Source organism: Desulfitobacterium dichloroeliminans LMG P-21439 (genome assembly GCF_000243135.2).
Taxonomy (GTDB): domain Bacteria; phylum Bacillota; class Desulfitobacteriia; order Desulfitobacteriales; family Desulfitobacteriaceae; genus Desulfitobacterium; species Desulfitobacterium dichloroeliminans.
This window is the reverse complement of record NC_019903.1, coordinates 3,465,561-3,477,889: the sequence shown is the minus strand read 5'-3', so window position 1 is coordinate 3,477,889 and position 12,329 is coordinate 3,465,561. Positions and strand designations below refer to the sequence as shown.

Genomic DNA, 12,329 nt, shown 5'->3' with positions numbered 1-12,329 from the left:
TATTGACACCACTACTAGTGAAAGTGTATACTAATTCCAAGACCCCTATACCCGGAGGGGGTAGTAAAGATTTAAGAAGTTGTTGAAGGGGATTTTAAGGTAGGGAGTTGTTTACATGGCCTTAAGTGAAAAAGAAGACATTCTATTGCGATTGAAAACAATCAAAGGGCATATCAGTGGCATCGAGAAGATGATCGAAGAGGAAAAGGAATGCGCAGATGTTCTCGTTCAATTTTCAGCTGTAAGCGGTTCTATGCACAAAGTTAAGAACATGCTCAACAAACATTTTGTTGATCGCTGCTTGGACAAAGCGATATTAGAAGAGAAAGATATCAAAGAAGAAGTCACTAGGATTCTAAACAATATCCTTAAATTTAGTGAATAATAGGAAAGGGGCAGTTCTATGAAAAGGGTACTCATTCTAGGAGCAGGCACAGCGGGAACCATGATGGCTAATCACCTCAATAGAAAGCTGAATAAAAAGGAATGGGCTATCACCATAGTGGACCAATATGAAAAACATTACTATCAGCCAGGGTTCCTCTTTATTCCCTTCGACATCTATTCTGAAAGGGATGTCATCAAAAGAAAGACGGACTTTATTCCTAAAGATGTAGAATACATCAAATCAACTATAGAGTTGATTGAAGCGGATAAGAATCAAGTTGTCTTAAAAAATGATTGGGTGATTCCTTACGACGTACTGATTATCGCGACTGGATGTGAAATCGTTCCGGGTGAAGTAGATGGTGTAATGGAAGCATGGCGCAAAGACATCTTTGATTTCTACACCATCGAGGGGTCAGTTGCTCTGCGAGACAAGTTAAAGGATTGGCAGGGCGGAAAGTTAGTTGTTCATGTTACAGAAATGCCAATCAAATGTCCGGTAGCTCCTTTGGAGTTTATCTTTTTAGCGGATTGGTTCTTTAAAGAAAAGCTTAAAATGCGTGACAAAGTGGAGCTCATTTATGTTACTCCTTTGGATGGTGCCTTTACCAAGCAAACATGCTCGGATACCCTTAGCTATCTCTTTCCTAAGAAAAACATCAAAATGATCAATAATTTTAGCATCCCCCATGTCGATGCGAAAAACAAGAAGCTTATTTCTGTCGATGGCAAAGAAGTAGACTATGATCTTCTAGTGACTGTACCGGTGAATATGGGAAGCTCTGTGATTGACCGTTCGAATCTAGGTGATGAGTTGAACTTTGTCCCTACGGATAAGCATACGCTGCAATCGAAAAAGCATGAGAATATTTTCGTGATCGGAGATGCCACAGATCTACCTGCCTCTAAAGCTGGATCCGTTGCTCATTTCCAAGCAGAGATTTTAACCGAGAACATTTTGAGCTATATCGTCAACAAGCCCTTAAAAGCCCATTTTGATGGTCATGCCAATTGTTATATCGAATCCGGCTATAATAAAGCCCTGTTGATTGATTTTAACTATGATATTGAACCCGTAGAAGGAACCTTCCCCATACCTGGAATTGGGCCCTTCTCACTTCTCAAAGAATCCAGAATTAATCACCTAGGCAAATTAGCCTTTAAGACAATCTATTGGAACATGCTTTTAAGAGGAATTCCTATTCCCACAGTTACAGCCGAGCTGAAAACTAGCGGGAAAAAACTTAATAATCCAGCTAATCCATCCTAACCCAAAATAAAAAGGAGGACTAACCATGAAAAAGGACATTGCGGGCTTTTCAGTTGATGTAACAGAAGAAGGTTATCTGGTAAGCGGAGCTCAGTGGAACAAAGACATTGCCGAGGCTATTGCCAAGGAACTCGGGTTAGGGGATCTAACCCCCGGCCACTGGAAGATTATCGAGTTCCTGCAGAAGGACTTTGCTGAGACAGGCAAAATCCCAACTATTCGTAGAGTAAACAAGGTCGGCAACATTGGTACTCAAGAACTTTATGCTTTATTTCCTGAAGGTCCCCTTCTTAAAGCGACCAAGGTTGCTGGTTTAAGCAAACCCGTCAGTTGTGTCTAGAAAGGAGAAGGATTAATATGAGCGACGAAGGAAAGATTAAGAAGGTTTCAATTATTATCTCTCAAGGTTCCTTAGAAGGAGTATATCCGGGATTGATTATGGCCAACGGTGCTAGAATGATGGGAATCGAAGTGAATTTATTCTTTACCTTTTTTGGTCTGAACACTATAACAAAGAGTAAAATGAATAACATTAAAGTCGCTACGGTAGGGAACCCGGCTATGGGTATTCCTTCTCTCATCGGCATATTACCTGGAATGTCCTCCATGGCAACGAATATGATGAAAAAGCAGATGGAAGAATTAGATATTCCACCAATCGGGGAATTTATCGAAATGATTTCTGACGCCGGTGGAAAAATCTATGCCTGCCTGGCAACAGTAGAGATGTTTAAATTGAAGAAAGAGGATTTTTGTGATCAGTTGGACAGTGTCCTCACCGTGGGGGATTTCTACAATCTTTCCGCCGGTGGTCAAATTATCTTCACTTGATCAAAGCCTCTAGCATAGAAATGATATAAAGAGTATGATAGAAGGCGCAGGAGTTCCCTCGGGGAAATCTTGCGCTTTTTCCTCATAAGAAAATATTAAATTTCTATTAACTTGCATTTTCGAGTAACAAAACGACTGGGTTATACGTCTATTATTAATGAGTAAGAATTCTTGCTTTTTAGTAACTATTTGACAGATTATGATAAGACAGCAGAGAAGAGGGGCGTATAATTTGAGAAGAGAAAGCAGCATGTGGAGAAGATGCGGACTTATATTCCTTATCATGGGGGTACTTATCCTAGCCGGGTGTGACACATCCTTGAAATCTCTTGTTATGGTCAATGGAACTCCAGACGTTCAGGACAAGCAGAAGCCTGGGGAACCGGAAGGACCCACCAAAGAACCGTCAGAAGGGCCTTCAGCAGAACCCTTAGAAGACCCCACTGAGAAGGAGCAAAAGGATGATACTGATAACATAGATCCGAAGGTTAGTGATGAAGAAGGCACCCCAGTATTTACTGAGATACCCCCTTCGGGAATCCCCTCCAAAGACCCGCTGAAGCAAGCTCCGGTACCGGCGCCCCCGGGCACACCGATTCGCACCTTCTATGAATTATCCGGTACACCACCGACCGCTCCGGGGTTGGCCATGAAGCATCGGGTTTTTAAAGAAGAGCCTCCGAAGATAGTATATTTAACGATTGATGACGGTCCTTCAGAGAATACGGCTCCCCTATTAGAGATTCTCAAGAGGGAAGGGGTACAGGCCACGTTCTTTGTGATCGGGACTCAGGTGGAAAAATATCCGGAGTTATTCAAGCAGACCTACGAACAAGGCAATGTTATAGGTAATCATACCTATTCTCATAATTATAGTGAGATTTATCGCAGCCCAGAGGACTTTGTTGCCAACCTTAAGAAGAACGAGGAATTGATTTATCGACTCATTGGTGTTCGTCCGCAAGTGATTCGTACACCGGGAGGTACCCACGGTAACTTCCACGTCAGTTACTATAATGCGGTAGATGCAGAAGACTACTTAGTGTATGACTGGAATGTCAGCACCGGGGACTCCACTGCTCCAGTGGTGTCTGTAGAGACGATCCTTAAAAACGTCAAGGAGCAGGTCCCGGGTAGGGATCGTATTATTCTTCTTATGCATGACTCCTATGGCAAAGGTACCACAGTAGAAGCCTTACCTCAGATTATTCAGTTTCTTAAACAGCGAGGGTATGAGTTTGGTGTTTTATCCCCCGAAGTTGCTCCCATTCTCTTCCCGGGAGGGTTTCATAGTTAAGACTTGAGGGTTGAATGGAAAAGGCAAAAGGATTTAAAGAAGAATGGAAAAAGAGGCATCCAACGAGATATTTCTCGGAGGAGGCCTCTTCTGCATCATTTCATCCTAAAGGAGGAGTAGCCTGTGGATTACTGGAGTCGATCCTGAATCACTGTATAAATCTGTGGATCATCCCCGCCGGGATGCCATATAGAGATACCGCGGATATTATATTCATTGACAATATCCACAAAGGTTGCGAAGTTGACTGCGTTTGTGAACCAGACTTGGTGGGAAACTCCATTATCTGTATAGCTGAAGTGGGGACCATTTTGGGGATCTTGGATGATTTGAACTTGGTGTTGCTGAGCGAGACGGATGGCAGCATCATAGGTAACACTGCTTCGATTGGTCCCCCAATCATAACCATAGGTGGGCAAACCTGCTTCGAGCTTGGCACGAGGGATGACGGTTACTGCATAGTCCAAGACCTGGCGAATCCAGCTGGCTGGAGCAATCGATCCGGGAGTGTCCCAGCTGTAGTCGTAGAGCATGAGACGAACGACATCGACGGCACTCCCGATTCCCGGATAATCATGACCTGCACTGCTGCCAGGTTCATCAGCCCTTGTTTTTGCTTGAATGGCGACGTATAGTTTTTTATTATCGGGTGCTAGGGCTGCTTTAAGCTCTCTTAGAAATTCCACGAACAGGTAACGATCAGCGGCGGCGATATTTTCATAGTCAATCTCAATTCCCTCATAGTTCATGGTGCGAACTTTATTAACGATGGTTGTAATATGGTGTTGGCGGACGGTAGGGTTGTTGAGCATGGTCGAGACAAGTTGTCGATTGAAATTGTTGGCGATTAGGGGGATAAGGGCAATGCCTTGGGAACGCGTAAATTCAATCAGGGAGGAGTCTTCTCCATTTGGATAAACGATCAGATCGCCGGTGGGAGTGAGCTCATACCAGAAGGGGGAAAGAGTTGTAATCAGCTCAGCATGCTGACGAACAACAGCCATGGCCTCTTGTTGAGCCCAATAGGGGACCCAAGCAGAGAACGTATGGCGTTTGCCTGGGGCCTTGGGGATTCTTATGCGTTGTCCGATTCGTAATTGATAAGGATTCACCCCAGGGTTGGCGGCGATGATTTCATCCACAGAAACTCCATAGCTTAGAGAAAGCTTATAGAAGGTATCACCAGCTTTAATCGTATAGAGAATGTAGTCCGGTTGGGGTCCGGGTTGAAACAATGCATTGTAAGTAAGAGGGCCAACGATGCCGTCGGGAACCAGACCGCGATCCCTTTGAAATTGTTTGACTGCCGCCTCCGTCCTTACACCAAAGATGCCATCAACGGGTCCCGGAAGATAGCCAAGTTCACTTAAGCGTGCCTGGACTTCTGACACATCGCTACCTCGGGAACCCCTTCTTAAAATTCTCATAGTATCCTCCATTCCGCCGCTACCGCTGGCGGCACAAATAGTAATGAAAAATGGGTGCGCGGTTTTACCATTATTTGTTAAGACTATTCTAAGGAGAAGATACACTACAAAGCACGGCGAGGTGAGTCGTAGACTGTCCTTCGCGGCTTAAATCAGTATAGTAACCTGTGTGAGAATCGTCTTTCAAGCACAAATAAGTGGTTCCTTGAGACCGCACGCTAATCATTGTTTAAGCTATTCGCTAATGTGTGACGATTCAGTCAATGTCTTCCTCCTCGACAATGAAAGGAGGTTGTGCTATGAAAGTTGTTTACCCTATCTGCTGTGGTGTCGATGTGCATAAGACGTTTCTCGTCGCCACAATCATTACTTCACAGGGAATTATCCCTCACTATTCCAAAAAGAGATTCTCTACTTTTAACAAGTCCATTCTCCAATTTAAGCAGTGGCTAATTGAAAATAACTGCTTTGATGTGTGCATGGAATCCACCGGGAAATACTGGGTCCCCATCTTTAACCTTTTGGAAGATACCATTCGTACCACTGTCGCCAATCCCAAATGGGTAAGGGCTGTCAAGGGAAACAAGGATGATACCAAAGATTCCAAATGGATTGGAGACCTTTTTCGTTTAGGCTTAGTTCCAGGAAGTTATATTCCCCCTAAGCCCATTCGCATTCTGCGTGAATACACCCGCTATCGATTCAAACTTGTTTCCTGTAGAAGTAGTGAGAAGAACCGTTTTCAGAACGCTTTCACCATCTGTAATGTAGCCCTTGATGCTGTCGTTTCCGACATGTTTGGCAAATCTGCCTCTTCCATCACGGATTACTTAATTTCATCGGACTCTTTCAACCCGGAATACTGTTCATCCCTTCTCCAAAGGTCTTTGAAGAAAAAAGCAGTTACAGTGGTTGAATCCATTGAAGGGTATCAGATGACCAAGGAGCAAAAGGAACGTATCGTATTGGTTCGTTCTCATCTTGAATTCATCGAACAGTCTATCGCAAAGTTAGATAAAAAGCTGGATAAGCTGATCGAACCGTATGAGAGTGCGATTACTCTTCTTTGTACCATTCCCGGAGTTGACAGAGCTTCTGCTATCACCATCATCTCCGAGATTGGTACTGATATGTCTCAGTTTGCCAACTCCAAGCGGTTATGCTGCTGGGCGGGCTTAACGCCTGGCAACAATGAATCTGCTGGCAAGAAAAAATCGGTTCGAATAACACGTGCTGGTGTCTACCTCAAACCTGCATTGGTACAAGTTGCCCATGCAGCCGTGAAATCGAACATCTCTCCTTACTACAGAGTCAAGTATGAACGCATCAGTAAAAGAAGAGGCAAAAAAAGAGCCATAATCGCTATCGCAAGGATGATACTCACCGCCATCTACAACATGTTTGTTACGGGTGAAGAGTTTAATCCGAGTGATCTGTATAAAATTGATATGCCACATGAAATGGTGGAAAAGCAGAAAGAGAAAGCAGTTAAACAAGCAGCAAAACTTCTGATTTCTCTGGGTCTAATAAAAGAAACTGACATCTCTATGGTTTAAAACGAAGCTTAATTTTTTCTGGGCCTTAGAGGCCTTAGTTTAGTGTACCCATTTTAGAGCTGAGCTAAGTTATTTTTCACGCTAATCACCTCATACCTGCGCTATACCATAGAACAGTATATTCATAAGCTTCATAAAAGGGTGACACGACACCATGGATTAGACAGTCCATAAGGATAATTCTTCAGTATTAATCGATTTAACTATTAATAAATACTAAAATTCTGGGATGAGATAAAGTTTGGCATCGTAATTGCAAAGGACGCTGGTTAAAGCTATACTAGAGAGGAAAGGAGTCGATCCTTTTGCGAATTTTACTGGTCGCATTAAATGCGAAATATGTGCATACCAATTTGGCTATACGGTACCTACGTGAGAGTGTTAAGGGTGAGTTTCCTGAGGTTGAGATTCGTGAGTTCACCATTAACGAACCGATAGAGCGGATTGAAGCGGAGATATTTGAAGCCAAGGCAGATGTCATTGGCTTTTCCTGTTATATTTGGAACCTGAAGGAGACCCTCGCTGTGATCCGCCAGCTACGGCCGACGTCTCCCCGTACTCGGATTCTCGTTGGAGGACCGGAAGTATCCTTTGAGGCCGATTGTTTTTTGAGGGAAAATACTGAGATTGATGCAGTGGTTCTGGGGGAAGGTGAAGTCACTCTCCTTGAACTTCTTCGCGCTTGGGAGTTGGGAGCGAATCTGGCGGAAGTGTCAGGATTGGCTTGGCGGAATCCCCAGAACCAAGAAATCATGATTAATCAGCACCGCCAGCAACTTGCCATGACCAAGCTGCCTAATCCTTATGGCGGAAAAGAAGATTTTCAGGGACGCCTTGCTTACGTTGAGACCATTCGTGGCTGTCCTTTTAACTGTCAATATTGTCTTTCTTCCACATTCCAGGGAGTCAGATATCTACCGCCCGAACGTTTTCGAGAAATTATCCGTCGTGCTTTGAGCTGTGGAGCACGTACGATTAAACTGGTGGATCGCACCTTTAATGTAAATAAGGAGCATTCCTTTAGAATTCTTGATATTGCTCGGGAAGAGGCCGCTCACTACCCGACTGAGGCAGGGGTTCGCGTTCATTGTGAAATGGCCGGAGAGCTGCTCGATGAGGATTGGCTGGATTATTTACGGGATTACCCCAAGGATTTAGTTCAATTCGAAATCGGTGTACAATCCACGAACCCCGAGACTCTCTCGATAATCTGCCGGCCCCAGCATTTTGATCGGTGGGCAAAGTATATCAGAGAGATTCAAGAGATGAACAAAGCCCATCTGCATCTGGATCTCATTGCAGGGTTACCTAAAGAAGGTTGGTCTAGCTTTCGAATGTCCTTTAATGAGGTGTATGCAGTTCAACCAGATATGCTACAACTAGGTTTTCTAAAGGTTCTTAAAGGTTCCGGTTTACGAGAGAGAAGTGAGCAATATGGATTGATTTATGCTCCTGATCCTCCGTATTCAATTCTGCAAACAGCAGATTTAAGTCATGAAGAAATACTAAGACTGCATCGCTTGGAAGATATTCTTGATCGCTATTATAATTCGGGGCGGTTTGGCAGAACACTAGACTGGGTTATTCAGCAATACCCTACCCCCTTTGACTTCTATCATGAGTTTGCGGAATATTGGCGTAATCAAGGCTGGTTTAAGCAGAATTGGTCGGCTAAGGCCCTTTTTGAAAAGTTATGGCACTTCTGGGACTCGCAAAAATCCGGCTCTGAACCGTCAAGCTTAACCTCCATTCAGGAAAGGCTGAGGTATGATTATTATCTTTGGGAACGACCGAGCTTTTTCCCGGATTTTCTGCTTCCTTCTCAGGAGACTCTGCCACCGGATTATTCTGAGCAAAGACAAGCTCTTCAACGGGATCGACGCTGGGAGAATCTCATCGCAGAGTATAACCAGATGGACCGTCGTCAATGGCAAAGGGCTACTGCCGTGGACTATTTCTGTGAACCTCAGCCCCAGTGGGTGCTTTTCTTCTATAAAAATGGCAAAGCCAGTTGTTATCCAATAGATAACCCAATATAACAGATTAACGAATCCACATAACAGGTTAAAGGAGCATTTTTATGGTTAAGGGTTTGGCCAAACGAGTTCTTCATAGCATCCTCATCATCGGACTTCTAGCGCTCCTGCTCACAGGCTGTGGTGAGGATCCACAGCAAGGCTTGCCGGGAGGAGCTGCACCAGCAGTGATTGAGTTGTGGCATTCTTTAACGGGAGCGGAAGCTCAAGAATTGGGAAAACAAAGCCAAAGAGTTATGGACGCACACCCGGAAGTGATTATCCGACTAGAATATATTGAAGAAGAGAAGATGGCTAATCTTGCTTATCTTGCGCAAGCGGGTGGGGAAGGACCGGAAATCTTTCTCACCTCTGCCAAAGCCTTAACCAATCTTTTTCATCAAGGGGCTTTAGCTCCGGTTATCGGTAATTCGGACCCGTTCCTTGGCTTAGTGACACAATTTAATTATGGGGAAAAGACATATGCCCTACCACTTTCCGTCGATGTTCCTTTATTCTATTATCGTACTGATGTCGCCCCGTTGCCTGCTAATTTGGCGGAGTTTTCAGCGGCCAAGGGAGTGATTGCGTTATCAGCGCTGGATACCAAGACTTTAAGTCCTTGGTGGTTAGCCCAAGGGGGGAAGTTTGCTAGTAATGGACAGCCTGCACTTCAGGACCCGGCAAATCTTATCTTTCTTCAACAGCTTTTAGCCTGGCGGGAGGGGAATCTTTTATTAGTTGACCCCAATGCTTGGAATTTATTCGTGAATGCTCAGGTTGCTTATACCGTAGCCTCGGCCAGTCAAGCTCAGGGATTGGCAGCGACTATTCCTTGGGGAAGCGTGCCCCTTACTCAGTTGACAGGCGGAAAAGGGGAAATTTTGACGGGAAGAACCATCGGCATCGCTAACTCCTCTATCAAATCCACAGAGGAGCTGAACCCACTCATCCGCTTGGTAGAAGATGAGCTGCTTTCCCCGGATGCCCAGTGGGCTATCGCTAAGGCCGGAAAACGTTTTCCTGCCAGTAGCTCTTTTTATAGTCGTGAAGAAGCCCAAACAGGACTTCTTCGTCAAGTGGGGTTAAGTCTAGCTAGAGTCTGGTCCTTGCCGGGTAATGCTATGGAAGGGAAGCTTTTGCCCCTCCAGGACCAAGCTTGGCAAAAGGCTTGGAGTGGGGTAAAGCCAGAGGATGCTCTTAGTTGGGCACAGACGGAAGCTGTGAAAGTGCTTCAAGCGAAATAATCAATAGAGAAGGGGGAGTAGCTATGTCGTCAAAGCAAGTACGATTATTGGTTATCACAGGACTCTCGGGAGCGGGTAAGACCCAGGCAATGCAGAGTCTCGAAGATCAGGGTTTCTTCTGTGTGGATAATCTGCCCCCATCCTTGATTCTAAAATTTGCTGAACTCTGTGTTCAATCACAGGGCAAGGTGAGCCGCGCGGCCATCGTTTGCGATCTGCGCGGGGGGGAGTTCTTTACTTCCTTGGCTGAGGCTCTAGAAGATTTACAAAGGTCTGGATTCCAGTATGAGATGCTTTTTTTAGAAGCCTCAGATGAAATTCTCGTTGGACGGTATAAGGAATCCCGACGGAGACACCCCCTTTCCCCTAGCGGCGGAATTCTCGAAGGAATTCAAATGGAACGTCAAAAACTCACCGAACTTCGTGGTATCGCTCATAAGATTATTGATACTTCAAATCTCTCATCTCAGCAACTTCGCCACCAAGTGGCAGAACTGTTTGGCAATGAACACGCCTCTGGACCTTTAACAGTTTCTGTGGTCTCCTTCGGCTATAAATATGGTATACCCCTTGACGTGGACTTGCTCATTGATGTGCGCTTTTTACCCAATCCTTTTTATATTAGTGAACTTCGGCCACTCACTGGGGAACATCCACAAGTTCAGAATTATATCTTTAGTAATTCCTTGGCTCAAGAGTTCATAGAGAAGTATCTGGACTTGTTAGAGTATATTCTTCCTCATTATGTGGAGGAAGGGAAGCGGCATTTAGTGATTGGTGTGGGATGTACAGGGGGACAGCATCGTTCCGTGGCTATTGCTGAACGCATAGGTATTTTTCTTAAAGAGCATCATTACACCATGAGCGTTAATCACCGGGATGCTGCCCGTAATCGGAAGGGTGATAGGACTAAATGAAAAGTAAACTGGGCATATCACTCCCCAACTCCTTGAAATGGCTTTATCCTAATTTAGGGGTCAAGCGTTGGTTTTTTCTAGCAGTTCTCGGCGTATTTTTATTTGCAGCGGGGTTTTCCGTAATGAATGACGGCATAGCCCTAGGCTATCTAGAGTTGCAATTTCGCGAAGCAATCTATCGACTGACTGGAAGTGCTCCCCGTACTGCGGTGCCCATGGGTCTCGTAATCAGTGCTTTAGGGGCAACCGCTATGGTGATTGGTTTTAAGCGCATGCTTAATTCCATTATCTCTGTGTTATTACCCGATGAAGAAGCCCGAATTGTTGATGTCATGTATTCCCGGCAACATCTGGGTCGTGGTCCGAAAATTGTGGTGATTGGCGGCGGAACCGGCTTGTCCAACCTCCTAAGAGGTCTGAAAGGTTATACCCGCAATCTCACCGCCATCGTTACGGTAGCGGATGACGGTGGGAGTTCTGGGATGCTCCGTAGTGAAATGGGAATACTCCCCCCGGGGGATATTCGAAATTGCCTCGTCGCCCTCTCCGATACAGAAAATGTCATGGAGAAACTCTTCTCCTATCGCTTTGATACGGGTACCCTAAAAGGACATAGCTTAGGCAATCTATTTTTAGCGGGAATGGCTGATACCTTTGGAGATTTCCAAAAAGGGGTAGAGCAGGTGAGTAAGGTCTTCGCACTCAGGGGGAATGTCTATCCCTCCACCTTGGAACAGGTGGTCTTAGGGGCAGATCTGGCCAATGGAACCACAGTGAAAGGGGAAACCCAGGTCAGGGACACCCAAGGTCGCATTATCAGGGTTTACTTAGAACCCGAGGATTGTGAACCTATTCCAGAGGCGTTAAAGGCCTTGGATGAAGCGGATCTTATCGTCTTAGGTCCCGGCAGTCTTTATACCAGCGTTTTGCCGAATCTTTTAGTAAAAGGCTTAAAAGAGAAAATTCGCGATGTGGATGCTCCTTGTGTCTATATCTGCAATATTATGACAGAACCGGGAGAGACGGACAACTTTCAAGTCTCGGATCATTTGCAGTCTCTGATGGATCACTGTGGCCATGGTTTAGTGGATGTTGTCTTAGCTAATAAACAAGGGATACCCCAGGAGCTTTTGCAGCGCTATGCAGAGGAAGGCTCCTATCCGGTGAATGGCAATGCCGCCAGCGTGGAATGGCTGGGGGTTAAATATGTGGAAGCCGATCTTCTGCAAGAGGGTGAAACCATCCGTCACGACCCAGACCGGTTGGCGCGAATGCTCATTCGACTTCTCTTTCGCTTAAAGCCCATGGGTGAGCGGATTGCTCTGGTGGATTCCTATTTATTAAGTCAGAAATTGAGGGAAGAATCCTAGAAAGGAGGGGGG

The 12,329-nt window shown here is 45.2% G+C and carries 11 protein-coding genes; 10 read left to right on the top strand and 1 reads right to left on the bottom strand.

Going from position 1 to position 12,329, the window contains the following annotated elements:
* The first annotated feature begins 115 nt into the window (after positions 1-115).
* The 5 genes from DESDI_RS16415 (at position 116) to DESDI_RS16395 (ending at position 3,785) form a co-directional block, all read left to right on the top strand.
* Complete coding sequence (locus tag DESDI_RS16415) at positions 116-385, top strand: metal-sensing transcriptional repressor (protein ID WP_015263736.1); 270 nt, start codon at positions 116-118, stop codon at positions 383-385.
* 18 nt (positions 386-403) lie between these two features.
* Positions 404-1,657: a type III sulfide quinone reductase, selenoprotein subtype gene (sqr, locus tag DESDI_RS16410; protein ID WP_015263735.1), complete on the top strand. Its 1,254-nt coding sequence runs from the start codon at positions 404-406 to the stop codon at positions 1,655-1,657.
* A 25-nt stretch (positions 1,658-1,682) separates the two neighbouring features.
* Positions 1,683-1,997 carry a TusE/DsrC/DsvC family sulfur relay protein gene (locus tag DESDI_RS16405; protein WP_015263734.1) on the top strand — a complete coding sequence of 105 codons (315 nt, stop codon included), beginning with the start codon at positions 1,683-1,685 and terminating at the stop codon, positions 1,995-1,997.
* 17 nt (positions 1,998-2,014) lie between these two features.
* Complete coding sequence (locus DESDI_RS16400) at positions 2,015-2,488, top strand: DsrE/DsrF/DrsH-like family protein (protein ID WP_015263733.1); 474 nt, start codon at positions 2,015-2,017, stop codon at positions 2,486-2,488.
* A 283-nt stretch (positions 2,489-2,771) separates the two neighbouring features.
* The gene (locus DESDI_RS16395; protein ID WP_427846157.1) at positions 2,772-3,785 is read left to right on the top strand and encodes a polysaccharide deacetylase family protein; all 1,014 of its coding nucleotides are present in this window, start codon (positions 2,772-2,774) and stop codon (positions 3,783-3,785) included.
* 128 nt (positions 3,786-3,913) lie between these two features.
* On the opposite strand, the gene DESDI_RS16390 is transcribed toward DESDI_RS16395, so the two are convergent.
* Positions 3,914-5,212, bottom strand: a complete 1,299-nt coding sequence (locus DESDI_RS16390) for a glycosyl hydrolase family 18 protein (protein ID WP_015263731.1) — start codon at positions 5,210-5,212, stop codon at positions 3,914-3,916.
* 299 nt (positions 5,213-5,511) lie between these two features.
* On the opposite strand from DESDI_RS16390, the gene DESDI_RS16385 reads away from it, so the two are divergent.
* The 5 genes from DESDI_RS16385 (at position 5,512) to DESDI_RS16365 (ending at position 12,317) form a co-directional block, all read left to right on the top strand.
* Positions 5,512-6,768: an IS110 family RNA-guided transposase gene (locus DESDI_RS16385; RefSeq protein WP_015263514.1), complete on the top strand. Its 1,257-nt coding sequence runs from the start codon at positions 5,512-5,514 to the stop codon at positions 6,766-6,768.
* A 305-nt stretch (positions 6,769-7,073) separates the two neighbouring features.
* Positions 7,074-8,807, top strand: a complete 1,734-nt coding sequence (locus DESDI_RS16380) for a B12-binding domain-containing radical SAM protein (RefSeq protein ID WP_015263730.1) — start codon at positions 7,074-7,076, stop codon at positions 8,805-8,807.
* A 41-nt stretch (positions 8,808-8,848) separates the two neighbouring features.
* Positions 8,849-10,030, top strand: coding sequence for a type 2 periplasmic-binding domain-containing protein (locus DESDI_RS16375; protein WP_015263729.1), 1,182 nt, complete (start codon positions 8,849-8,851; stop codon positions 10,028-10,030).
* Between the two features lie 23 nt (positions 10,031-10,053).
* Entirely contained in the window at positions 10,054-10,947 is an 894-nt protein-coding gene (gene rapZ / locus DESDI_RS16370) for an RNase adapter RapZ (protein WP_015263728.1), read from the top strand.
* A complete protein-coding gene (locus tag DESDI_RS16365) occupies positions 10,944-12,317 on the top strand; it encodes a gluconeogenesis factor YvcK family protein (protein WP_015263727.1) in 1,374 nt (457 codons plus the stop codon). Before rapZ ends, DESDI_RS16365 begins: the two co-directional genes overlap by 4 nt.
* Positions 12,318-12,329: the final 12 nt, after the last annotated feature.